Genomic DNA, 23,084 nt, shown 5'->3' with positions numbered 1-23,084 from the left:
GTGATGGAGGGGCGCGAGGGTTAGGGCAGTATCCCGATACGGCGTGCACGTGCTACGGCGGCGTGGCGCGTGGATGCATCGAGCTTGCTCATGGCCGCCGCAAGGTAGGACTTGACGGTGGTCTCCTTCAGATCGAGCTGCTGGGCGATCTCGGAGTTGGTGGCGCCCAGGGCCGCACACGCGAGGACATCCAGCTCGCGCGGCGACAGGCGCACCTCCGGGCTGCCCTCGGCCGTGCCGCGGGCACCGGTCAGTGCCGCAAGTCGCCGCTCGATCTGCTCGAGACGCACCCGCAGGCTCTCGTCCTCGATGGCGGCGGCGACGCTGCGCAGTTCGGCGTAGCTCTCGCGGACCTCCTCCTGCGCCGCCGGCGACAGGGCTCGGTCGGGGCTGCCGGTCGGCATCATCGCGATGCGGCGATCGACCTCGTCGCGCACGCGCAGCTCGGTGGCCAGGTCGCGCGCCACGCGGAAGGCAGGCTCCGCGACCACGTCGCCGACGGGCGCCTGCGTCCACGACCCGCAGTACAGGACCCCGCGCGTCGTGCCCGTCACGATGACGGGAACGGCGAACAGGGTCGAGATCCCCTCGCCGAGGATGGCGCGGTCGTAGTCATGCGTGATCGTCCGCGACGTGCGGTAGTCCAGGGCCAGACGCGGCCGCTTCTCGGCGAAGGCCCGTCCGCCCAGCCCGCGGTTCTCCTGGACGACGAGGCCTTCGATGCTGCGGGTGCGCGCGCCGTGGATGGCAGTCACATGGATGGCGCCGTCGCGTTCGAGGCCGCCGAATGCGACGGGGAAACGTGTGCGGCGGGCCAGCTCACCGATGGCGTGCGAGACCAGATCAGCCTGCTCGATCGGCACCGTTGCAGCTCCCACGAACTACCTACTTCTGGGGGTGACGGCGTCGTCGCCGCCTTCGTAGCGTCGACCCTATCACCGGGTGCCCGTGCGGCGCCCTTGTTCTACCCCACCCGGAGCGTGGTGCTCCGGGCCCATGAGGCAAGGAGGCCACATGTCGGATCCGCGTACCGATGCCGCCCCGGGCGGCATCGACTACATCGCGGTCGAGGAGTCACCGCCCTTCCGGGAGTTGAAGCGACGCCACCGCAGCTTCGTCTTCCCGCTGGCGATCGCGTTCCTCGTCTGGTACTTCGCGTACGTCCTGCTGTCCTCCTTCGCGAGGGAGTTCATGGCCGAACGCGTGTGGGGGGACGTGACCGTCGGCCTGCTGTTCGGGCTCGGGCAGTTCGTGACGACGTTCGCCATCACGATGACCTACGTGTGGTACGCCAACCGCAAGCTCGACCCGTTGACCGAAGACCTGCGCGAAGAGCTCGAGCGCGCTGAGGGAGGACAGTCGTGAATGAAGTCTTCGGTGCCGTGCACGCCGCCGTGCAGACGGCGGAGAACGATCCCATCCTGAACATCTCGATCTTCGGTGCTTTCGTCGCCGTGACGCTGTTCATCGTCATCCGGGCCAGCCGCAACAACAAGACCGCCGCCGACTACTACGCCGCCGGCCGCTCGTTCACCGGCCCGCAGAACGGGTTCGCCATCTCGGGCGACTACCTCTCCGCGGCCTCCTTCCTCGGCATCTGCGGCGCCATCGCCGTCAACGGCTACGACGGGTTCCTGTACTCCATCGGGTTCCTCGTCGCGTGGCTGGTCGCGCTGCTGCTGGTCGCCGAGCTCATGCGCAACACCGGCAAGTTCACGATGGCCGACGTGCTGTCGTTCCGGCTGAAGCAGCGCCCGGTGCGGATGGCCGCGGCCATCACGACGCTCGCCGTGTGCTTCTTCTACCTGCTGGCACAGATGGCCGGCGCGGGTGGTCTGGTCTCGCTGCTCCTGGGAATCGATGAGGCCTTGGGGCAGTCGATCGTCGTCGCGGTGGTGGGTCTGCTCATGATCGTCTACGTGCTCGTGGGCGGCATGAAGGGCACGACGTGGGTGCAGATCGTCAAGGCGTTCCTCCTCATCGGCGGCGCCCTGGTGATGACCATCTGGGTGCTCGCGATCAACGGGTTCAACCTCAACACCCTGCTGGAAAGCGCCGTGGCGGCGTCGCCGAACGGGGAGGCGATCCTCGGCCCGGGGCTGCAGTACGGCGCGAACCCGTGGGACTTCGTCTCCCTCGCCCTCGCGCTCGTCCTCGGCACGGCGGGCCTGCCGCACGTGCTGATGCGCTTCTACACCGTGCCCACCGCCAAGGAGGCCCGCCGCTCGGTCGTGTGGGCGATCTGGCTGATCGGCCTGTTCTACCTGCTGACCCTCGTCCTCGGATACGGGGCGGGCGCGCTGGTCACGCCCGAGGTCATCGCCGATGCCCCCGGCGGAGTGAACTCGGCCGCACCGCTGCTGGCCTTGGAGCTGGGCGGGCCGATCCTGCTCGGATTCATCTCCGCCGTGGCCTTCGCCACGATCCTCGCGGTGGTCGCCGGGCTCACGATCACGGCGGCGGCGTCGTTCGCGCACGACATCTACGCCAACGTCGTGAAGAAGGGCGACGTCCCCCCGGACGGCGAGGTGAAGGTGGCCCGTCGCACGGTGGTCGTCATCGGCGTGCTCGCCATCCTCGGCGGCATCGGTGTGCAGGGACAGAACGTCGCGTTCCTCGTGGCGCTCGCGTTCGCGGTGGCCGCTTCGGCGAACCTCCCGACGATCCTGTACTCGCTGTTCTGGCGCCGCTTCACCACGCGCGGCGCGGTCTGGAGCATGTACGGGGGACTGGCGGCGGCGGTCATCCTGATCGTGCTGTCGCCGGTGTTCTGGGGCACGTCCACGAGCGTCTTCAAGGACACGGGGGTCGCGATCTGGCCGTTCAACAACCCGGGCATCGTGTCGATCCCGGTCGGGTTCTTCCTCGGCTGGCTCGGCACGATCACCTCGCGCAAGGGCAGCGAGGATCCGCGCAAGGCCGCGGAGATGGAGGTGCGCTCCCTCACCGGCTTCGGAGCCGAGAAGGCGACCTCGCACTAGCCCGGTTCTGCAGCACCGAGGCCCCGGGACGCCGTCCTGGGGCCTCGGTCGGTGTCGGGCGGCCTACGCGCCCGACTCCTGCTCCTTCCGGAGGAGGTACTGCTTCACCTCGGGATGTCCGCCGTACTGCCCGGGCGAGCCGTCCGAGCGCACAACCCTGTGCACCGGGACGACGATGGAGAACGGGCTGGTGGCGCACGCCGTGCCCACCGCCCGAGCGGCCCGCGGACGCCCCGCCATGACGGCGACCTCGCCGTACGCGGCGGTCTCGCCGTACGGGATCTCGCACACCGCCTGCAGCGCGGCACGGGAGAACCCCCGCGTGAGGCTCCAGTCCAGCGGCAGGTCGAAGTTCCGGCGCGTTCCGTCGAAGTATTCGTCGAGCTGACCCGCCGCCTCGGCGCCGGCAAAAGGATCGTCCTCGGGCACGGCGCCCAGGATGCGGACGAGGTCCTCCCGCGCCGCGTGCTGATCCCCGTGGAGCACGCGCAGGGAGAGGAGCCGGTCATCGGCGACGGTGAGGAGCACGTCGCCGACGGGGGTGGCGTGCACGGCGCTGGCGTATCGGGTCATGGCTCCATCCTGACCCGGCGTGCACGCCGGACGCCGCCTCGGTCGGACGTCTGTGGAGGAACGGTCCGCGAAGGGGCCTGGGGAGGAAACCCCCAATGGCGCGGCGTGTCCGCGAATCCCGCGAAACCCGCGCGGGATGACAGCCGAAACGCCCGCCCGCGCATACTGTGGCTCGTGTGTGGCGAGGAGAAGGCAGCGCCGTGGTCGGCGAGCAGGACATGGCCGCCGCATCCGTGAACCCGGGAGACCTGGGGGTCGCGGAGCCGGGGGTCAACGTCCGCCACGTCGCCGACCCCGAACGCGACCGGTTGCGTGCCGAAGCGGCGACCCTGGGTGGCCGCTCCACACTGCTGCGCTTCGATGACGCGACCGACGCCGGCATCGACATCACGAAGGCGCATCCGGGCAGCCTGCCGCAGTTCATCACCGGTCGCTCGACGCTCCTGTCGAATCTGTTCCGGGATGAGGTGGCCCTGCGCTCGGCGCGGCTGGCCGCCGAGCGGATCACCGCCAAGAACGTCGAACTGCGCACGGCACGGGGCATCGAACCGGTGCACCTGGCCGTCGGCCTGGCCGAGTGGAAGATCGGGGGAGTGACGTGGTCGGCGCCCGTGCTCCTGCGCCCGCTCGCGATCCGTCGCCACCACGGCGATTTCGAGCTCAAGCTCCACGGCACCTTCTTCGTCAACCCGGAACTCGCGCGCGCGTTCCGCGGGCACTTCGGGATCCCGCTGGACAGCACCGCTCTCGCCGGGCTGGCGTACGACCAGGGGGTGTTCAAGCCGCAGCCGGTGATCGACCACCTGCGCGCGCTGACGCGGCACATCCCGACGTTCGTCGTGCACCCGCGCCTGGTCATCTCCTCCTTCGCCGACGTGGGCTCGGGCATGGCCCGCGACGCCGCCGACCTCGACCACCCCGTGCTCAACGCACTCGCCGGCCACCCCGACGACCGCGCACGCGTGTCGGTGCGCCGCTCCGACCCCGTGGTGACCAGCCCCGACGAGCGCACTCCCGCGTCGGACACCCTTCTGCTGGACGCCGACGCGGAACAGGAAGCGGTGCTCGCGCGCATCGCCGCCGGCCACTCCCTCGCCGTGCACACGCTGCCGGGCACCGGTGGCACCCAGACCGTCATCAACGCGGTGGGCCAGCTGGTCCAATCCGGCAAGCGCGTGCTGGTCGTGAGCGCTCGCCGCTCGACCCTCGAGGGGATCCGCCACCGCCTGTCGGGCATCGGACTGCCAGGCCTCGCCGTCTCGCCCACGCATCTGCGTCGCGACCTCATCCGCGCGATCGGGCGCAACGAGAAGGCCGAGCAGCCCAAGGTCGCCGAGATCGACGACGCGCTCGTGCGCCTGCGCACCGTGCTGCGCGACTACCGCTCGGCCGTCACGGCGGAGCATCCCTCGCTCGGCATCTCGGTGCTGGAGGCGCTGCGCGCCCTCACCAAGCTCGCGGCCCTCGCCCCCGCGCCGTCCACGAGCGCGCGGTTCGACCTGGCGACGCTGGAGCGGCTCGCCAACCGCCGCGCCGAGGCATCCGCGGCCCTGGCAGCCGCCGCGCGCCTGGGCGAATTCCGCTTCGGACCCGACGACTCGCCCTGGTACGGCGTGTCGTTCACCCGCACGGAGGACGCCCGCGCGGCGCACGCTCTGGCCGGCAAGCTGCACCGCCGCGAGGTGTCGGGACTGCTCGAGCGCGGCTACGAGCTCATCGCGCAGACGCGCATGCGCCCCTTCCACACCATCGCCGAACTCGGTGAGTACCTGCGGCTGCTGCAGGGCATCCGCGACTCGCTCGACCGGTTCAGCCCCACGGTGTTCGAGCGTCCCCTGCTGGAGCTCATCCAGGCGCACGCCCCGCGCCGGGATGCGCCGAACATGAGTGGACCGAACCGCCGCCGCCTCAAGCGTCTCTCCCGCGAGTACGTGCGCCCCGGCGTGCACGTGCCCGACATGTACGAGGCGCTCGTGCGCATCCAGCAGCAGCGCACCGAATGGCAGCGCGTGGTGGAGGCCGGCGTCACGCCGGAAGTGCCCCTCGGCCTGGCCGACGTGCACGTGGCGTGGCAGCGTGTGGACGCCGAACTCGCCGAGCTCGACGGGATCCTGGGTCGCGAAGGATCCGAGCGTCTCGCCTCGATCCCCGTGCAGCGCCTCGTGCGGATCCTCGCCGGGCTTGCCGCCGAATCGGAGTTCTTCGACAACCTCGTCGAGCGGGCGAAGCTGCGCTCGCAGCTCGCCGCGCTGGGACTCGAGCAGCTGCTCGTCGAGCTGTCGGTGCGGCACGTCCCCGAGGAGCGAGTCGGCCAGGAGCTCGAGTTCGCGTGGTGGCAGTCGGCGCTGGAGCACTTCCTGCGCACCGACCGTGCGCTGCTGGGAGCCAACACGACCGTCGTCGACCGCCTCGAGCGCGACTTCCGGCTCGTGGACGAGGCCCACGCCGCGGCATCCGGCCCACTGCTGGCCGCGCATCTCGCCCAGCAGTGGCGCATCGGCATCGTGGACCACGCCGCCGAAGCGGCCGCGCTGAAAGACGCGCTCAAACGCGGTCTCACCACGCCTCGCGAGCTGTCGGTGGCCGCGCCCACGCTGTTGAACACCCTCGCGCCGGTGTGGCTGGCCTCGCCGTACGAGGTGCCGGACATCCCCGACGAGCAGCCCTTCGACGTCGTCATCATCGCGGATGCGGCGGCCCTGTGCCTGGCCGAGGCCGTGCCCGCCATCCGCCGGTCACGCCAGATCGTCGTGTTCGGCGACCCGGTCACGCAGAAGCCCACCGCTTTCCGCGTCGGTGCCACTCTCTCCGTCGCCGACGACGAGGAGCCCGTCGCCTTCGACGATGTCTCGGTCTTCGAGCGCCTCGCCGAACTGCTCCCCGTGGCCACCCTCACCCGCAGCTACCGCGCGGGCGGCGAAGACCTCGCCGAGCTCGTCAACGACGCCTTCTACGGCGGCGAGATCGTGTCGCTGCCGTGGGCGGGGTCGTATTTGGGCCGTGGCAGCCTCAGCGTCGACTACGTCGAAGGCGGGACCGGTGCGCCCGACCCGATCACCGGTGCGGTCGAGAGCCCCGACGCCGAGGTCGCGCGCGTGGTGACCCTCGTCGTCGAGCACGCCGTCAATCGCGGCGCCGAGTCGCTCATGGTCGTCACCGCGAGTGCGCGGCACGCCGAGCGCGTGCGCGCCGCCGTCGAGTCGGCGTTTGCGGGCCGGTCGGATGTGGCCGACTTCGTCTCCCGCGACACCGCGGAGCCGTTCGCGGTGCTGACGCTGGAGGAGTCGGTGGCCGAGAGCCGCGACCGGGTGATCTTCTCGCTCGGGTTCGGCCTGACCAAGCACGGCCGGGTGCTCAGCGACTTCGGCGACCTGTCCACCCCCGACGGTGAGCGACTGCTCACGGTGGGGATGACGCGCGCACGCCGCTCGATGGTCATCGTGTCCTCCATCCGTCCGTCCGCCTTCGACGACGGCCGGCTCGAGCACGGGGCCGCCACGCTCATGAGCATCCTCGGCGGGCTCGCCGCGCGCAGGCGCGAGGCGCGACTGGAAGACCTCGCCGATCCGCTCACCCTCGCCCTGGCCCGGGAGCTCCGCCGGCTCGGGCTGGCCGTGGACGTGGACTACCGGGGCCTGCTGCCGCTGGTCGCCCAGCACGGCGGGAAGGCCGTCGTCGCCGAGAGTGATCCGGAGACGGCAGCCGACTCGCTGCGCGAGACGCTGCGCCTGCGTCCGCAGACGCTGCGGCGCCTGGGATGGCACTACGTACGCGTGCACGCGTTCGACCTGTACAGCGACCCCGCCTCCGTCGCGGCGCGCATCGCGGCGTTGCTGGGGGTGCAGCCCGACGGCCCGACCGCCGACACGGTGACCCAGCCTCTCGATGTCGTCGACTGACCGCCAGCGCATCGAACGCGTCCCCGGTGCCCGCCGGGCCAAGCTCACGCCCGCCCCGGGAACGACCGCCGAACCGGCGCCCGCCGACGAGTCGCGCGAGGACGACCCCGCCGCATCCGCCACCGACGCGCCGGGTCCCAACGACGAGCGCCTGCGCCGCGACGTCCCGCCGCACTACTGAGCGCCGTCAGGCGCGCGCTGCGGGACCGGACTTCTCCAGGAGGTCGCGGATCTGCACGAGCAGCTCCTGCTCGGTGGGCAGCTGCGGCTCGTCGTCGGGGCCCGATGCGCCCGCACGGGCCGCGGCCCGCTCCTTGACGCGGTTCATCGGATAGACGAAGACGAAGTACACGACCGCAGCGACGCCGAGGAAGTTGATGAGGGCCCCGACGATCGCGCCCCACCCGAAGAACACCTCGTTGCCGGTGAGGCCCGTCACGAAGAAGCCGACGTCACCGAGGCTGTCGGCCTGGAAGATCAGCGCGATGAGCGGATTGATGAGGTTGTCGACCAGGGCGTTGACGATCGCGGTGAACGCGGCGCCGATGACGACCGCGACGGCCAGGTCGATGACGTTCCCGCGGAGGATGAACTCCTTGAAGCCCTTGATCATGTGCTGGTCCTCGGTTTCCTTTGGGGGATCACGAGCCCGACGGCGCCGGAGCGGACGGGCTGCTCGAGGTCGATGATGCCGAAGCAGCAGGTGAGGCGCTACCGGTCCCGGTTCCCGAACCACCCGAGGACGCCGCATCCGCCCCCTTCTTGCCCGCGGTCTTCGCCTCGCCCGCGCGCGAGTCGGTGCGGTAGAAGCCCGAGCCGTTGAAGGTCACGCCGATGGAGCCGTACTCCTTGCGCAGCGTGCCGCCGCACTCCGGGCACACGCTCAGAGTCGGTTCGGCGAAGGACTGCACGGCGTCGAAACGGTGGGCGCACTGCTTGCAGGCATAGGCGTAGGTGGGCATGGAGGCTCCTCGGGTGGATCAGCGGGGCGCTGAGGCGGAAAACGTGATGGTGCGCGTCGGGGTGACGATGCCGGTGACGGGCTGATCGTGGACGTCGCGGGGGACCTCGTCGACGAACTCGGAGTCGAAGACGACCGCGTACACGGGCGGGCACTTCTCCATCGATCCGAGGGTCTTGTCGAAGTAGCCGCGGCCCCAGCCCAGGCGCATGCCGGTGCGGTCAACGGCCGCCGCGGGAATCAGCAGCAGGTCGACGTCGTTCACCGCGATCGGGCCGAGAACCTCGCCCACGGGCTCGGGCGTTCCCGTCAGGCCCGCCGTCACGTCGCCGCCGGTGACGGCCACGGCCCAGTCGAGCAGTCCGTCGGCGCGGGTGATGGGCAGCAGCACGCGGATGCCGCGCCCCACGGCCGCGTCGATGAACTCCCGCGTGCCCGGCTCGCTGGGCGTGGACAGGAAGCAGGAGACCGAGCGCGCACCCAGGCGCTCGAGGAGCTCGTCCAGCTGCCCGCGCAGGCCGTGGGCCGCCTGCTCGCGAGCCGATTCGGACTGCATCTGCCGCCGTTCGCGCAGGTCGGCGCGCAGCGCACGTTTGGCATGATCGATGCGGTCCGACATGGATCCGATTCTAGGCCGGTCAGGCGCGGCATCCGCTGTAGCCATCACGTCACACGGGGTTCACACGGCTCGGGCTAACCTGTGTTCATGTCGCATAAGCCCTTCAAGGCCGTCATCCCGGCCGCTGGACTCGGTACCCGCTTCCTTCCCGCCACCAAGGCGATGCCCAAGGAGATGCTCCCGGTCGTGGACAAGCCGGCCATCCAGTACGTCGTCGAAGAGGCGGTGGAGGCCGGCATCGAAGACGTCCTCATCATCGTCGGTCGCAACAAGAACAACATCGCCAACCACTTCGACTCGGTGCCCGAGCTCGAAGACAAGCTGCGCGCCAAGGGCGACGACGAGAAGCTGAAGAAGGTCGAGTACTCCTCCGACCTCGCCAACGTGCACATGGTGCGTCAGGGCGAGCCCAAGGGCCTGGGTCACGCCGTGCTGCGCGCGCAGGCGCACGTCGGCGACCACCCGTTCGCGGTGCTCCTGGGCGATGACCTCATCGACGAGCGCGACGAGCTGCTCACGAAGATGCTGGCCGAATACGACCTGCGTGGGGCCACCATCATCGCGCTGATGGAGGTCGACCCCGCGCAGATCCACATGTACGGCGTCGCCGCCGTGGAAGCCACGGACGAGGACGACGTCGTCAAGGTGACGCAGCTGGTCGAGAAGCCCAAGGCCGAGGACGCGCCCTCCAACCTCGCCATCATCGGCCGGTACGTCCTCGGACCGGACGTGTTCGAGATCCTCGAGCGCACCGAACCCGGCAAGGGCGGCGAGATCCAGCTGACCGACGCGCTGCAGGAACTGGCCTCCGGTGCCGGCGACGGCGGCGGCGTGTACGGGGTGATCTTCCGCGGCCGCCGGTACGACACCGGAGATAGGGTGGACTACATCAAGGCCATCGTGCAGCTCGCCGCCGACCGCGAGGACCTGGGGCCGGCCCTGCGCCCGTGGTTCAAGGAGTTCGCAGCGACGCTCTGACGTCGTTTCGAGGGGGTGGCATGGACCTGTCTGTCCCGCGTCGCCACGGGCCGGTCTCGATCCGCCTCGTGCGTGCCCGCGATGCGCGCGTACTGCAGAACGAACTGCTCTCCAATCGACCCTGGTTGAGGCAGTGGGAGGCGACCAGCCCCGACGGGCCGGTGTCGTTCGACATGCGCCTGGGCGTGCGCCGGCTCCTGCAGCAGCACCGTGACGGTGTGGGCGTGCCCTTCGTCATGGAGTACGACGGCGAGATCGCCGGCCAGCTCAACGTGTGGGGCATCTCCCGCGGCTCCCTCGCTTCGGCGACGATCGGCTACTGGGTGAGCGAGCGGTTCGCCGGGCGCGGGATCACGCCCGCGTCGGTGGCGATGGCCACCGACGTGTGCTTCGACGAACTGCGTCTTCACCGCATGGAGATCTGCATCCGTCCGGAGAACGCGGCAAGCCTGCGGGTCGTGCAGAAGCTCGGGTTCCGCTACGAGGGGATCCGGCGCCGCTACATCCACATCAACGGCGACTGGCGCGACCACTACGCGTTCGCCCTGGTACGCGAGGAAGTGCCCGAGGGGGTGCTCGCGCGCTGGGTCGAGGGTCGGGTCCCGCCGGATGCGGCGACGGTGCCGCCATCCGACCGCTTACCGGCCTGATCGGACTTTTGGCTGCGCGACACGCGCACAGCCTGGTATGCGTCGGGTCGCGCGTCGCATACCGTTAGCGGCATGGGTGGGCAGGTACTGGGAGGCGGCGTGATCGTCGCCGTCGCCGTCGTGCTCTGGCTCGTCTACCTGCTGCCCTCGTGGGCCAGTCGATACCAATACACCTCGGCCGAGCGGAACGCCGTGCGCCTGAACCAGGCCCTGCGCGTGCTCGCCGAGACCAGCGAGACGCCCCAGGAGGTGCGGCTCGAGCTGAACGCCCGGACGGCGCTCGCCCAGCAGCGGCTCGCCCGCCGCGCGCAGGCCGAGCAGGAGGAGACGGAGCTCGTCGTCGCGCGCGCCCGCCTCGAGGCCGCGAAGCACGAAAGCGCCGCCGAGCGCGAGCTCGCCCGCGCCCGCCGTGCCGAGGCGATCGAGGCCGCGCGTGCCGAGCGGGCAGCCGCCCGCAACCGCCCGGCCCTCCGGCGCGCCCGCGCTCGCCGCCGCATGCGGCTCGCCGCCACCGTCGTGGGGGTCGCGGGCCTGGCCGCCACGGGCGCCGGCGTGTGGCTCTTCCTGTCCGCCGCATCCTCGGTGCTGCTGTGGGTGGGAGGCGCGACCACGCTGCTGGCCACCGTCGCGCTGCACCGGATGTCGCGTGTGGCCGCTCGTGCCGCCGTGCGCGAGGTGCCCGTCGTCGCCGCCGAACGCGTGGCGACCCCCATGCCCGACCTCGCCGTGGGCCGCCCGCGCGCGGCCGCGTGGACGCCGCGCGAGCTGCCCCGCCCGCTCGTGTCGTCCGCCGGTTCGCGGGCTGCCGCCGTGCTGGACGAGCAGGAGGCGCGTGCCGCTCTCCGCGCCGCAGCCCGCCAGGAGGCGCTGCGCGACCTCGCGGCGCAGAACCAGCCGCCTTCGATCGACGAGGCCCGCACCGCGCGCGCCTCGGAGTTCAGCCGCATGGGGTACGTGGACGACGCCGAGATCGAAGATCACGTGCGCCGGCTGCTCGCGCGCCGCGCCGTCGGCGCCTGACCCGCGCCATCCCCGCCGGTCATCTCGTCTCGATCCCACGTTTGCGCCATAAAGGTGCGTTCGCGGCGTTTTGATGTGGCGCGGTTGCACGGAAGTGGCGCGGATGCGGTGCGGATGAGTTGGGCACGAGTCTCCGGCCGCAAGCTCATTCGCGCCGATGCGCGACCCGCGAGAACGCCAACTCAGCCGACCGCCGCGCGTCTCGATCCCGCGTTCGCGCCACAACGGTGCATCCGCTGCGTTTAGATGTGGCGCGGTTACGCCGAAGTGGCGCGGATGTGGCGCGGGTGCCGCTGACCGTCGGCCCGCCCCCGGGACCCGGGGCGCCCCCGTCCCGATCCGGCGTCCACCGCAGGACCCTCTCCGGGACCCCGGCCCGCGGTCTCCGAACTGCGGTCCCGCGTTCGCGCCCTAAACGTGCATCCGCTGCGTTCTGATGTGGCGCGGTTGCGCGGAAGTGGCGCGGAAGTGGTGCGGATGAGTCGGGCACGAGCCTCCGGCCACAACCTCATTCGCGCCGATGCGCTGCCCGCTGGGCCCGCCACTCAGCCGACCGCCCGCGACCGACCCCACGTTCGCGCCGATGCGCTGCTCGCTGGGCCCGCCACTCAGCCGACCGCCCGCGACCGATCCCACGTTCGCGCCACAACGGTGCATCCGCTGCGTTCTGATGTGGCGCGGTTGCGCCGAAGTGCCGCGAAAGTGGGGCCGCGGAGGGCGCGCGAGGGGGAGGTGGCGGCGCGGGAGCACCCCCGTGGCGTGGTAATGTAGCGGAGGTTCAGGGGCCTGTGGCGCAGTTGGTAGCGCGCTTCGTTCGCAATGAAGAGGTCAGGGGTTCGAATCCCCTCAGGTCCACCGAATGAAAGAGCGCCCGGCGATCCGCCGGGCGCTCTTTCGGTCTTCTGTCGACCGGTGAGGTCGGGTCAGAGGGCGGCGCCGATGCGGGCGGAGAACTCGACGAGGCGGTTGGAGAACGCCCACTCGTTGTCGTACCAGCCGAAGACCTTCACCTGCGAGCCGATCGCCTGCGTCAGCGGCGCATCGAAGATCGTCGAGAACGGGTTCCCGACGATGTCGGCCGACACCAGCGGCGCCTCGGAGTACTGCAGGTAGCGCTGCAGCGGTTCGGATGAGGCGGCCGCGCGGAAGGCGGCGTTGACCTCGTCCACCCCTGCGCTGGTGCGCAGGACGGCGGTGAGGTCGGTGATCGAGCCGACCGGGACGGGCACGCGCAGGGCGGCACCGGTGAGCCGGCCGTCCAGCTCGGGAATGATCTTGCCGATCGTCTTGGCCGCTCCCGACGAGGTCGGAATCGTCGACACCGCGGCCGCGCGTGCCCGGCGCAGGTCGGAGTGCGGCGCATCCTGCAGCCGCTGGTCGCCGGTGTAGGCGTGCACCGTCGTCATCAGCCCCGACTCGATGCCGAACGCGTCGTTCAGCACCTTCGCCAACGGCGCCACCGAGTTCGTCGTGCACGATCCGTTGGAGAAGACGTCGTGGGCGTCGGGATCGAGCGCGTCGTCGTTGACCCCCAGGACATACGTGGGCACGTCACCCTTCGCCGGTGCGGAGATGATCACCTTCCTGGCGCCGCCGGCGAGATGGGCGGATGCGGCGCTGCCGTCGGTGTACCGCCCGGTGGATTCGATCACGATGTCGGCGCCCACATCGCCCCAGCGGATCGCGGACGGGTCAGGCTGGGCGGACACGGTGATGCGCTTTCCTCCCAGGGTGATCGCGTCGCCGTCGACCCCGACGCCCTCGAGGTGCCCGGAGAGGGAATCCCATTCGAGCAGGCTCGCCAGCGTGCGAGCGTCGGTGAGGTCGTTGACGGCCACGACCTCCACGTCCGCGTCGCTTGCCAGGGCGGCGCGCAGATAGGTGCGTCCGATGCGCCCGAATCCGTTGATGCCGATACGTACTGTCATGATCGTCACTTCCTTCCTGTCGAGGTGGAGCTGCCAGGACGCAGGCGCCCTGCGTCACAGAGTGCGGGCGAACGGGTCCCAGTCCGCTTCGAGCGGGGGAGGGGCGGCCACGGTGGTGTGCACCCCGAGCGCGGTTCCCGTGGTGGCAGCCTCGATCGTCGTCTGCATCACGTCGACCACGTGCAGGGCCAGCCGCCCGGATGCGCGCTCGGGGCGGCCTGCTCGGATGGCGCGGGCGAGCTCGACCACGCCCATGCCGCGCCCGGCGGTGGCGCCCTCCGCCGGGACGGTGTCGGTGGCGTCCTCGCGCACGATCGTGAGGTCGCCCTCGAACATGTTCGGGTCGGGGATCGCGAGGGTCGCATCCGACGACGACAGCTCGAACAGCGTGCGGCCCTGCCGCGTGTCGAAGCTGAAGATGCTCGACGCCGTCGCGCCGCCGGCGAACTCGTACAGCGCCGAGACGTGGGTGGGCACGGTGACGGCGAAACGCTCGCCCGCGCGCGGGCCGGATCCGATGACGCGCTCCTGACGCGCCGTCGTCGCGACCGCCTGCACGCGCACGATCGGCCCGAAGAACTGTACGAGCGCGGTGAGGTAGTAGGGCCCGATGTCGAACAGCGGGCCCGCTCCCGCCTGGAACAGGAAGTCGGGGTTCGGATGCCACGACTCCGGGCCCGGCGACTGCATGAGCGTGAGCGCGCTGTGCACATCGCCCAGCTCACCGGCCCGCATGCGGCGCAGGGCCGACTGGATGCCCGCGCCCAGGAAGGTGTCGGGTGCGCTGGCCACACGCAGGCCGGCCGCTTCGCCGGCGGTGACGACCCCTGCGGCAGCGGTGCGGTCGAGGGCCAGCGGCTTCTCCGTCCACACGTGGCGCCCGGCGGCCAGCACGCGCTCGGCGACTTCGACGTGGGCGGCGGGGATCGTGAGGTTCACCACGATCTCGATCCCATCGTCGGCCAGCAGCTCGTCCACTGTCCCCGCGTTCGCGACGCCGTACTGCTGCGCCTTCGCTGCGGCGCGCGCGACGTCCAGGTCGGCGACGGCGCGCACCTCGACGTCGGGGAAGCGGGTCAGGTTGCCCAGGTACTGGTCGCTGATGACGCCCGCGCCGATCACCCCGACTCCCACGCGCCCCGTCCGGGCGGTCATCGGCCCGACTCCCCGTCGGATTCCAGCGTGCGCAGGAACCGCAGGCTCTCGGCCAGTGCCTCCATCGGCGGAATGCGCGATTCGTCCAGTTCCAGGACGCGGAGGGCGTCGGGCGCGGCGGCGAGGACCTCCCGGATCGGCACCGCGCCCTGCCCGAGCGGGGTCTGATCCGCCACATCCCCCGGCACGGGGCCGTCTTTGACGTGGATCGCGACGACGCGCTCGCCGAGCCGCTGCAGGAGCGCCACCGGGTCGACCCCGCCCACGAGCGCCCAGTACGTGTCGACTTCCAGGACCACTCGCTCGTCCAGGATGCCGGCGAAGAACTCCAGCGCCGGCATGCCGTCGATCGTGGCCGCGAGCTCGTGGTCGTGGTTGTGGTAACCCACGCGCAGCCCGCGCCCGGCGGCCTCACCGGCGGCGGTGGCCAGGCGCTCGGCGACCATGCGGATGTCGTCCGCCGTCTGCCAGCGTTCGGGTGCGATGAACGGGTCGATCACCGTGCGCACGCCGATCCGCTCGGCCGCATCGAACACGCGCGCCCGTCCGGCGGCGTCGGCGTCGACGAAGCCGGCGTGCGTCGTGGGGGCCGACAGCCCGAGGCGTTCCAGTTCGGGGGCGAGCCGGTCGATCATGTCGGGGAGGCCGAATGGCTCCACCTGCGTGAATCCCAGAGCGGCGAGGGAATCGAGCGTGCCGGGCAGATCGGAGGCGAGGGCCTCGCGAACGGTGTACAGCTGAACCGAGGGGGCGTACGTCGACATCGGAACTCCTTCGTCGTCGGATCGCGGGCGCATGCGCCGGTGCTCAGCCTGACCACACTTCCGTTGCCCGTCAAGCAGAAGTTTCGTCCGTCTGATGCAGAAGAGGGCTGTGCTTTACTCAAAACGTGACGCAGGATCCGATGAGGCGCACCCGCGCGGCCGGGCCGGGCCCGGGCGACGTGCTGGAGGTGCTGCTGGACGGCCTCCCGCGCACCCGGGCCGAGGTCGGTGCGCTCACGGGCCTGTCGCGCTCGACGGTCGCAGCACGCGTGGACGCACTCGTCGCCGCCGGTCTGGTCGTGCCCGCCGCGTCCGCCGGGTCGTCGGGCGGGCGACCCGCCACGCGCGTCGCATTCAACCCGCGAGCCCGCGTGGTGCTGGGGGTGGATCTCGGTGCCACTCACGCCACGGTGGCCGTCTGCGATCTCGCAGAGGAGATCCTCGCGGCCCGCACCGTGCCGATGGAGATCGCCCGCGGCCCGGCCGCGGTCCTCGGCGCCGTGGCCGAGATGGCGGAGACCCTTCTCGCCGGCCTGTCGTTGACGGTGCGGGATGTCGCGGCCGTGGGCGTGGGGCTTCCCGGCCCCGTCGACCACGCGCTGGGTCGCCCGCAGCATCCGCCCATCATGCCCGGGTGGCACGACGCCGACGTCCCCGCGCTGATCGCGGAGCGCATCCCGGGCGTCGTGCTGGTGGACAACGACGTCAACGTGCTCGCTCTCGGCGAGCATGCCGCGTCTTGGCCCGATGTCGACGACCTCGTCTACGTCAAGGTGTCCACCGGAGTGGGGGCGGGGATCATCGCCGGCGGGCTGCTCCAGCACGGTGCCCGCGGATCGGCGGGAGACCTCGGCCACGTCGTCGTGCCGTGGTCGCCGGGCGACGTGCGTCCCGCCGGCGAGCGCCGCGAGCTCGAGGACGTCGCCAGCGGCGCGGCGCTGGCCACGGCGCTGCGCGCGGCGGGCACCCCCGCGCACTCGGCGCGCGATGTCGTCGCCCTCGTGCTCGCGGGCGACCGTACCGCCATCGACGCCGTACGCCAGGCCGGCCGGGAACTGGGCGCGGTGCTCGCCACGGTCGTGACGCTGCTCGGCCCCTCCGTCATCGTGATCGGGGGGACCATCGCGCGCGCCGGCGAGCACCTTATCGCCGGCGTGCGGGAGGTCGTCTACGGCAGTTCCACGCCCCTCGCCTCGCGCAACCTGCAGATCGTTCCCGCGCGTGCCGATGAGAACGCCGGCGCCCGCGGGGCGGCGATCCTCGCGTCCCGCGCCGTGCTCGCCCCCGACAGCATCCATCGCCTCATCCATCCGAGCGTCCCCCCAGGAGAATCCGCATGACACCCACATCCTCTGCCTCCGCTCCGCTGCGCGTCGCCGTCGTCGGCCTCGGCTGGGCCGGCCAGCAGCACATCGCGGCGTACGCGGCGAATCCCGACGTCGATCTGGTGGCGATCGCCGGGCTCGAGGACGCACCGCGCGCCGAACTCGCCGAGAAGTTCGGCATCCCGGTGGCCGTCGCCGACTGGCAGGAGCTGTTCTCGAGCACGCCGCTGGATGCGGTGAGCGTGGCGGTGCCGACGTTCCTGCACGCCCCCATCGCGATCGCGGCGCTGCAGCGCGGCATCCATGTGCTCTCGGAGAAGCCCATCGCCCGCTCGGCGGCGGAGGCGGCGGAGATGGTCTCGGCGGCGCGGACGGCCGGCCGCGTGCTGCAGGTCGCGTTCAACCACCGTCAGCGCGGCGACGTGCGCGCGCTCGCCGCGGAGGTGGCCTCGGGCGCCCTCGGCCGCATCTACCATGTGCGCGCCTCGTGGCTGCGCCGCTCGGGCATCCCGGCGCTGGGGAGCTGGTTCACCAGCCGAGAGCTGGCCGGCGGCGGTCCGCTCGTGGACATCGGTGTGCACATGATCGACGCCGTTCTCGACCTCATGGGGGAGCCGCGGGTGCTGTCGGCGTCGGCGGTGACGCATGCCGAGTTCGGCCCGCGCGGCCTCGGCGGCCCGGATGCCGCCACCGGCGGCAAGCAGTTCACCGGTTCCGCGTTCGACGTGGAGGATTTCGCCACCGTCCTGCTGCGGCTGGAGGGCGGTGCATCCGTCGCCCTCGACACCAGCTGGGCCTCCTACCGGCCCGAGGGCGACGAGTTCGGCTTCGTCGTGTACGGCACGGAAGGCGGTGCCGAACTGCGGGTCGTCGACTACGCGCCCGCGACCGACGTCCCCCTGTACGCCGGGACGACCGAAGCGGTCGCCGATCGCGTGCTGCCGGGAGGTGTGCCGGCGGGACACCAGGGCGTCGTGGACGAGTTCGTCCGCACCATCCGGACCCCGGCGCTGTGGGCGGCCAGCGATGGGAGCATCGCGGCGCGGCGAGCCGCGATCATCGACGCGTGCTATCGCTCCGCCGCGGAGGGCCGCGAAGTCGCGGTCGAAGACGTCGAGGCGGAGGTGGCGCGATGATCCGGGTGCTCGTGTGGAACGAGGGCGAGCACGAGCGCATGGACGCGTCGGTGCAGGCGATCTACCCCGACGGCATGCACGCCGTCATCGCCGACGGGCTCCGCGAGCACCTCGGCGACGAGGTCGAGGTGCGCACGGCCACGCTGCGCGATCCCGAGCACGGCTTGTCTGAGGAGGTGCTGGCGGCGACGGACGTGCTGCTGTGGTGGGGGCACATGGCCCACGACGGGGTGGACGACGCCGTCGTCGAGCGCGTCCACCGCCACGTGCTCTCGGGCATGGGGATCCTCGTGCTCCACTCTGCGCACTTCTCGAAGATCTTCATCCGGCTCATGGGAACCACGTGCTCCCTGGCGTGGCGCAACGACGGCGAGCAGGAACTGGTCTGGACGGTCGCGCCCGGCCACCCGATCGCGGCGGGGATTGAACAGCCCTTGCGGATCGACCGGCAGGAGATGTACGGCGAATTCTTCGACGTGCCCGCACCCGACGAGCTGGTGTTCGTGTCGTCGTTCGCCGGCGGCGAGGTCTTCCGCTCCGGTATGACCTACCGGCGCGGCCGCGGACGCGTCTTCTACTTCTCTCCGGGCGACCAGGAGTACCCCGTCTACCATCACCCGCAGATCCGGCGCGTGCTCGCCAACGGCGTCCGGTGGGCGCATCCCGGCGAGTCCGCGCGCGAGCTCCCGACAGTGACGAACCCGCCGCGCACGCACGCGTGAGCCCGGACGTCACCCCACGAGCGCCGGCGCCTCCCCAGCGCACCGGCACCGGGCCTCCTGCCCCGTGACGAGCCCCAGGGGTAGCCTCGGTCGCATGAGCTCCGATACCCCGATGTCCTCCGACGCGATCATCCAGTACGCCGTGCTGGATGCGCTCCTGGCCGCGGCGTACACCACCGGACTCCCCGCCCCGCAGGCACGAGAGCTGGGTGACTTCGGCATCGGATGCTGCGACGGACTGGGTGGCGAGGTGGTCCTCCTCGACGGCGACCTCGTCGAGTGCACGGACGAGGCGCCCCCACGCGCCATGGACGACTCCGAGACGCTCCCGTTCTTCGAGGTGTGCCGCTTCCCGGAGGTGGCGCCCGTCGACGTGAGCGGAACCGACCTGGCGGCTCTCACCGCGGCGATCGAAGAGCACCTCGTCAGCCGCAATCTGTTCCACGCCGTGCGCATCGACGGCGTCTTCGCCGCTGTCCGCGTCCGCGTGCCGCGGCGCGGTAGGAGCCCGTTCCCGTCGCTGGCGGAGGCGACCCGCGACCAGGTCGAGACGGTGCTCGAAGAATGCGCCGGCACCCTCCTGGGGTTCTGGGCACCGGCCATCTACCAGGGCATCGCCGTCGCCGGCCTGCACCTGCATTTCCTCTCCGACGACCGTCTCGCCGGCGGCCACGTCCTCGAGTCGACCCTGGCCAAGGGAAGCCTCCGGGTGGCGGCCTATCGACGATTCGACCTGCGACTGCCCACGGACGACGTGTTCCTTCGCACGCCACTCAGCCACGACCAGGACCACCGCATCGTGGCAATGGAGGGCGGCGCCGCGCGCAAAGCGTGACGCGGCCCCACGCGGCGGGCCCGGTCTCGCCCGCCCGGGCCGGCCGCCCGGGCCGGCCGCCCGGGACCGTCAGCCGACGAGCGCGCTGCGGGACGCTCCGGCGCTCAGCCGTTCCGCCGCAAGGGCTTCCGCGGCGGCGAGCGGGGTGACCTCTCGCGCAGCTGCCTCGTCGAACACGCGGCGCACGGTGTCGCCGATCGCCGCGACCCGGGCCATGGTCCCGGCACGATCGCCCACGTGCTTGTCGGTCGCGTCGAGGTAGATCACCCCGCCGGCGTTGGCGACGAAGTCGGGGGCGTACAGGATGCCGCGGGCGGCGAGCCGGTCGGCACCCGAACGGTCGGCCAGCGGATTGTTCGCCGGACCGCACACCGCCCGCGCGTGCAGCGCGTCGATGACCTCGTCGGTGAGCACCCCGCCGATGCCGGCGGGGACGAACGCGTCGGCGGCGACGAGATGCTCTTCGCCGGGGGACACCCACGTCGCGCCCAGCTCTGCCGCGAGCTGACGCTTGGCCGGGTTGACGTCGGTGACGTGCAGCACCGCGCCCTCCGCCGACAGGCGCACGGCGAGGCGCCCGCCCACCTGGCCGAGCCCGGAGATCGTGATCCGCCGGCCGGCCACCTCCGGCGAACCGGTCACGCGCTCGAGAGTGGCCCGCAGTGCCTCGTAGACGCCGACGCTGGTCGGACCGGCCGGTTCGCCAGAGCCGCCGGCAGCATCCGGGAGCCCCACCACCGACGTCGTGCGCTCGCGCACGACGAGCATGTCCTCGGCCGTGGAGCCGACGTCTTCGGCGGTGCGGTACAGACCGCCGAGCGACTCCACGGCGTCGCCGAGATCGAGGAACGCCGCGCGCCGACGTTCGGCGTCGAGCACGGTTCCTTCGGGAAGACCGATGACCGCCTTGCCGCCACCGGCGTCCAGGCCCGCCGCGGCGTTCTTGAGGGTCATGGCGGCGGACAGGCGCAGCACGTCGCCCAGCGCATCGCTCCAATGCGGATACGTCCACACGCGTGCGCCGCCGAGGGCGGGTCCGAGCGCCGAGGAGTGTAAGGCGACGGCGAGGAACAGTCCGCTGCGCTCGCCGGTCCTCACCTCCACGCGCTCGTGGGTGAAATCGGGCAGGGGCAGAACGGGAGTCATCGTCGATCCTCTTCCGGCGGGCCTCGTGGGCCGTGGGCGATCGGATGCTGCGGGTGTGCGGCATCCGCATCCATTGTGCCCGGGCGTCGCCGCGAAGGGGAGGGGGCGGTGCGCGCGCGCATCGACACTCTGCGTGGGCGCGCGTGCACGGTCATCACCCCATGCGCCGGGGTGGGTGGCTTCCGATGGCGCACAGCGAGACCCCCGCCTCCCGCATCACCACGTCTGCAGGCGCTCCGGCGTGAAGACGATGGCCGTCGAGAACGTCGCGGCGATGCCCTCCAGCGGCACTCCGTAGTCGGCGATGGCCGCGGCGTACTTCTTCTCGTAGCCTTCGCCGAACTCCGCCAGCCACGAGGCGGCGTCGCGCTCGGAGATCGTGGCGGTGCCGCGCAGGATCACCACCTCGGTTCCGAACCGGCCGGTGTCCAGGTGCACCAGCACGGGCGAGCCTCGGCGCACGTGCTTCACCTTGACGGTGTCGGCCTCGCTGAAGACGACGACGCGACCGTCGTGCCATAAGAACCACACCGGCACCGCGTGCGGTCGCCCCGCAGCATCCACCGTCGTGAACCATGCGATGAGACGCTCCTGCAGGAGCTGCAGGGCTTTGGCGTGGGCGGGTTCGCGGGGGTCGATGACTCCGGACACGAGCTCCTCCTTCCGCGGGGTCCTCGGCGACTCCCGCGGCACGACGGTAGCGCGAGCCTCCGACACCGCCCGTAATCTGGACGGATGACCGTGGATCTTCCCGCCCGCAGCCGCCTGGTCGCCGAGCGCCTCCGGGAGGAGGGCATCGAGGGTGAGATCGTGGTCCTGCCGGATGCGGCGTCCACTGCCGCGCTGGCTGCGGCGGCGCTGGGAGTGGATGTCGGGGCGATCGCCAACAGCCTCGTCTTCGTCAGCGATGGCGAGCCGCTGCTGGTGATGACCAGTGGGGCGCACCGCGTCGACACCGCAGCGCTCGCCGCGCGACTGGGACGCGGATCGATCGGCCGCGCCACCCCCGAGCGGGTCAGGCAGGCGACCGGTCAGGCCATCGGCGGCGTCGCGCCCACCGGCCATCCCCAGCCCCTCACCACCATCGTCGACGAGGCGCTCGCCGCCTTCCCGCAGCTGTGGGCAGCGGGCGGCACCCCGCACACGATCTTCCCGCTGACCTTCGAGGAGCTCGTGCGCCTGACCGCGGGGACCGTGGCGAAGGTCGACTAACCGCCGGTCGGGGAGGGCACGGGGAAACGGAGGATCGCCGCGACCGGCGAGCCGTCGGTGAGCTCCTCGCGTGGGACGGCGATGACGGTTCCGCCGGTGCGCAACACATCCGCGGCGAGGTCGAGCAGGAGGAACCGTCCGTCGCCGCCGGCGTGCACGCGGCCGAACTCGTCCACGGTGCCCGAGCGCTCGGCATCCTGATCCAGCCGCAGCTCCTCGATCGCCGCGGCGGCTGCGGCCGCGGCGACCTGTGAGACGCGCGAGGTCGCGAGCCCCTGGGCCCGGAGTGAGCCGAACCGCTCCTTCCACTCCGCCACCTTGCGCTCGCGCCGGAGGCGGAGCACCTCCAGGGCGCGGTCGGCGAGCTCCTGGTCGGCGAGCGACTCCGGATGCGCCGGGATCTCGTCCTCGAGCAGCAGGGCGTGGGTGTTCTCGGCGCGGTAGGCGGGCCGGAAGTCATCGGTCACCGCGAGGATCAGGGGCGCGCCGCGGGGGATGACGGCGACCACGGCCTCATTCACGGCACGGCAGAAGCGTTCGCGCTCCGGCCGATCGCCGTCCGACCCCTGCGCGGATGCGCGGTCGGCGCGACCGTCGTTGGAGGCGTGCTCGAGCATCAGGTCGTGGTCGTCGGGGAGGTGCAACGGATGGTCGACCACGTCGGTTCCCGACGCGATCTCGGTGAGGCGGACCAGGCCCCGCGAGAGCTGCAGGACGAACGCGGATGAGGCGTCCGAGCGCGCACGCAGCAGCATCCGCAGGTCGAAGCGATCGCCGACGGACACGTCGTCGCTCACCTCGAACGGCAGCCGGTACCACTGCATCTCGTCGGCGGTGGCGAGGATGAGCATGCCGCGGGACTGGTTCGCCCACAGTTCGTCGTCCTGCAGTGCCTCGCGCAGCCGTTCCACGGTGGCGGCTCGTGCGCCGCGGGGAAGCTCGAGCACCTCGAGCCGTCGGGCGGCTTCGTCGATCGCGTCGCGCAGGGCGATCCGGGCCCGGTCGTGGTCGGCGGGCAGCGGTGAGGAGCCGATCACCAGGCTGACGCTGCCCGGAGTGCGTGCCTCGATGAGGTTCAGGAGCTGTGCGTTGTCGGGGAAGTCTCGGGCGAGCATGCCCCGAGGATAGGCGCGGGGCGGGGACCGGGCCAGACCCTTGCGACCCGCGAGGGAGCGTCCTC

23 protein-coding genes and 1 tRNA gene are annotated in these 23,084 nt (G+C 71.6%); 13 read left to right on the top strand and 11 right to left on the bottom strand.

The window, feature by feature from the left end; all coding sequences use genetic code 11:
- Window positions 1-20 precede the first annotated feature (20 nt).
- Window positions 21-878, bottom strand: coding sequence for a helix-turn-helix transcriptional regulator (locus F6J85_RS12060; protein ID WP_150925301.1), 858 nt, complete (start codon window positions 876-878; stop codon window positions 21-23).
- A 136-nt stretch (window positions 879-1,014) separates the two neighbouring features.
- Between F6J85_RS12060 and F6J85_RS12055 the strand changes: the two genes are divergently transcribed.
- Window positions 1,015-1,365, top strand: coding sequence for a DUF485 domain-containing protein (locus F6J85_RS12055; protein WP_150925299.1), 351 nt, complete (start codon window positions 1,015-1,017; stop codon window positions 1,363-1,365).
- A complete protein-coding gene (locus F6J85_RS12050) occupies window positions 1,362-2,981 on the top strand; it encodes a solute symporter family protein (protein WP_191906595.1) in 1,620 nt (539 codons plus the stop codon). Before F6J85_RS12055 ends, F6J85_RS12050 begins: the two co-directional genes overlap by 4 nt.
- A 63-nt stretch (window positions 2,982-3,044) precedes the next feature.
- Here the strand turns inward: F6J85_RS12050 and F6J85_RS12045 are convergent, their stop codons facing one another.
- Window positions 3,045-3,554 (bottom strand): methylated-DNA--[protein]-cysteine S-methyltransferase, encoded by a 510-nt coding sequence (locus F6J85_RS12045; protein ID WP_150925297.1) that lies wholly within the window; start codon window positions 3,552-3,554, stop codon window positions 3,045-3,047.
- 218 nt (window positions 3,555-3,772) lie between these two features.
- On the opposite strand from F6J85_RS12045, the gene F6J85_RS12040 reads away from it, so the two are divergent.
- Window positions 3,773-7,453, top strand: a complete 3,681-nt coding sequence (locus F6J85_RS12040; RefSeq protein ID WP_150927410.1) for an AAA family ATPase — start codon at window positions 3,773-3,775, stop codon at window positions 7,451-7,453.
- Window positions 7,440-7,634 (top strand): hypothetical protein, encoded by a 195-nt coding sequence (locus tag F6J85_RS12035; protein WP_150919400.1) that lies wholly within the window; start codon window positions 7,440-7,442, stop codon window positions 7,632-7,634. Before F6J85_RS12040 ends, F6J85_RS12035 begins: the two co-directional genes overlap by 14 nt.
- A gap of 6 nt (window positions 7,635-7,640) precedes the next feature.
- Here the strand turns inward: F6J85_RS12035 and mscL are convergent, their stop codons facing one another.
- From mscL to F6J85_RS12020, 3 genes are read right to left on the bottom strand one after another with little or no spacing between them, the layout of a single operon-like run.
- Entirely contained in the window at window positions 7,641-8,066 is a 426-nt protein-coding gene (mscL, locus tag F6J85_RS12030; RefSeq protein ID WP_150919398.1) for a large conductance mechanosensitive channel protein MscL, read from the bottom strand.
- A gap of 28 nt (window positions 8,067-8,094) precedes the next feature.
- A complete protein-coding gene (locus tag F6J85_RS12025; protein ID WP_150925295.1) occupies window positions 8,095-8,415 on the bottom strand; it encodes an FmdB family zinc ribbon protein in 321 nt (106 codons plus the stop codon).
- Window positions 8,416-8,433: 18 nt separating this feature from the next.
- Window positions 8,434-9,033 carry a 5-formyltetrahydrofolate cyclo-ligase gene (locus tag F6J85_RS12020; RefSeq protein ID WP_150925293.1) on the bottom strand — a complete coding sequence of 200 codons (600 nt, stop codon included), beginning with the start codon at window positions 9,031-9,033 and terminating at the stop codon, window positions 8,434-8,436.
- Between the two features lie 87 nt (window positions 9,034-9,120).
- Between F6J85_RS12020 and galU the strand changes: the two genes are divergently transcribed.
- From galU to F6J85_RS12000, 4 genes are all read left to right on the top strand, one after another.
- Window positions 9,121-10,011, top strand: a complete 891-nt coding sequence (galU, locus tag F6J85_RS12015) for a UTP--glucose-1-phosphate uridylyltransferase GalU (protein ID WP_150925291.1) — start codon at window positions 9,121-9,123, stop codon at window positions 10,009-10,011.
- 20 nt (window positions 10,012-10,031) lie between these two features.
- Window positions 10,032-10,661, top strand: a complete 630-nt coding sequence (locus F6J85_RS12010) for a GNAT family N-acetyltransferase (RefSeq protein WP_150925289.1) — start codon at window positions 10,032-10,034, stop codon at window positions 10,659-10,661.
- Window positions 10,662-10,733: 72 nt separating this feature from the next.
- Window positions 10,734-11,681, top strand: a complete 948-nt coding sequence (locus tag F6J85_RS12005) for a large exoprotein (protein WP_150925287.1) — start codon at window positions 10,734-10,736, stop codon at window positions 11,679-11,681.
- 782 nt (window positions 11,682-12,463) lie between these two features.
- Window positions 12,464-12,536: transfer RNA gene (locus tag F6J85_RS12000), tRNA-Ala, on the top strand.
- A 68-nt stretch (window positions 12,537-12,604) separates the two neighbouring features.
- Here F6J85_RS12000 and gap read toward each other — a convergent pair.
- From gap to F6J85_RS11985, 3 genes are read right to left on the bottom strand one after another with little or no spacing between them, the layout of a single operon-like run.
- Window positions 12,605-13,609: a type I glyceraldehyde-3-phosphate dehydrogenase gene (gene gap / locus F6J85_RS11995; protein ID WP_150925284.1), complete on the bottom strand. Its 1,005-nt coding sequence runs from the start codon at window positions 13,607-13,609 to the stop codon at window positions 12,605-12,607.
- Window positions 13,610-13,663: 54 nt separating this feature from the next.
- Window positions 13,664-14,764, bottom strand: a complete 1,101-nt coding sequence (locus F6J85_RS11990) for a Gfo/Idh/MocA family protein (protein ID WP_150925282.1) — start codon at window positions 14,762-14,764, stop codon at window positions 13,664-13,666.
- Window positions 14,761-15,528: a sugar phosphate isomerase/epimerase family protein gene (locus F6J85_RS11985; RefSeq protein ID WP_150925280.1), complete on the bottom strand. Its 768-nt coding sequence runs from the start codon at window positions 15,526-15,528 to the stop codon at window positions 14,761-14,763. The genes F6J85_RS11990 and F6J85_RS11985 overlap by 4 nt, the downstream gene beginning before the upstream one ends.
- 140 nt (window positions 15,529-15,668) lie before the next feature.
- Between F6J85_RS11985 and F6J85_RS11980 the strand changes: the two genes are divergently transcribed.
- From F6J85_RS11980 to F6J85_RS11965, 4 genes are all read left to right on the top strand, one after another.
- Entirely contained in the window at window positions 15,669-16,868 is a 1,200-nt protein-coding gene (locus F6J85_RS11980; protein ID WP_150925279.1) for an ROK family transcriptional regulator, read from the top strand.
- Window positions 16,865-17,989, top strand: coding sequence for a Gfo/Idh/MocA family protein (locus tag F6J85_RS11975; RefSeq protein WP_150925277.1), 1,125 nt, complete (start codon window positions 16,865-16,867; stop codon window positions 17,987-17,989). The genes F6J85_RS11980 and F6J85_RS11975 overlap by 4 nt, the downstream gene beginning before the upstream one ends.
- Window positions 17,986-18,711: a ThuA domain-containing protein gene (locus F6J85_RS11970; RefSeq protein WP_150925274.1), complete on the top strand. Its 726-nt coding sequence runs from the start codon at window positions 17,986-17,988 to the stop codon at window positions 18,709-18,711. Before F6J85_RS11975 ends, F6J85_RS11970 begins: the two co-directional genes overlap by 4 nt.
- 94 nt (window positions 18,712-18,805) lie before the next feature.
- Window positions 18,806-19,546, top strand: a complete 741-nt coding sequence (locus F6J85_RS11965; RefSeq protein ID WP_150925272.1) for an acetolactate decarboxylase — start codon at window positions 18,806-18,808, stop codon at window positions 19,544-19,546.
- Between the two features lie 69 nt (window positions 19,547-19,615).
- Here the strand turns inward: F6J85_RS11965 and F6J85_RS11960 are convergent, their stop codons facing one another.
- Window positions 19,616-20,692, bottom strand: coding sequence for a Glu/Leu/Phe/Val dehydrogenase family protein (locus tag F6J85_RS11960; RefSeq protein WP_150925270.1), 1,077 nt, complete (start codon window positions 20,690-20,692; stop codon window positions 19,616-19,618).
- 216 nt (window positions 20,693-20,908) lie between these two features.
- Complete coding sequence (locus tag F6J85_RS17715; protein ID WP_191906594.1) at window positions 20,909-21,343, bottom strand: pyridoxamine 5'-phosphate oxidase family protein; 435 nt, start codon at window positions 21,341-21,343, stop codon at window positions 20,909-20,911.
- 84 nt (window positions 21,344-21,427) lie between these two features.
- Between F6J85_RS17715 and F6J85_RS11950 the strand changes: the two genes are divergently transcribed.
- The gene (locus tag F6J85_RS11950; RefSeq protein ID WP_150925266.1) at window positions 21,428-21,904 is read left to right on the top strand and encodes a YbaK/EbsC family protein; all 477 of its coding nucleotides are present in this window, start codon (window positions 21,428-21,430) and stop codon (window positions 21,902-21,904) included.
- Here the strand turns inward: F6J85_RS11950 and F6J85_RS11945 are convergent.
- On the bottom strand, window positions 21,901-23,019 hold the full coding sequence (locus F6J85_RS11945; RefSeq protein WP_150925263.1) for a baeRF11 domain-containing protein: 1,119 nt from the start codon (window positions 23,017-23,019) through the stop codon (window positions 21,901-21,903). The two genes, F6J85_RS11950 and F6J85_RS11945, sit on opposite strands and share 4 nt — an antisense overlap.
- Window positions 23,020-23,084 lie beyond the last annotated feature (65 nt).

It is taken from the genome of Microbacterium lushaniae (assembly GCF_008727775.1).
GTDB lineage: Bacteria > Actinomycetota > Actinomycetes > Actinomycetales > Microbacteriaceae > Microbacterium > Microbacterium lushaniae.
Note: the sequence above shows the minus strand (reverse complement) of the source record. Positions and strands in the feature narration are given on the sequence as shown.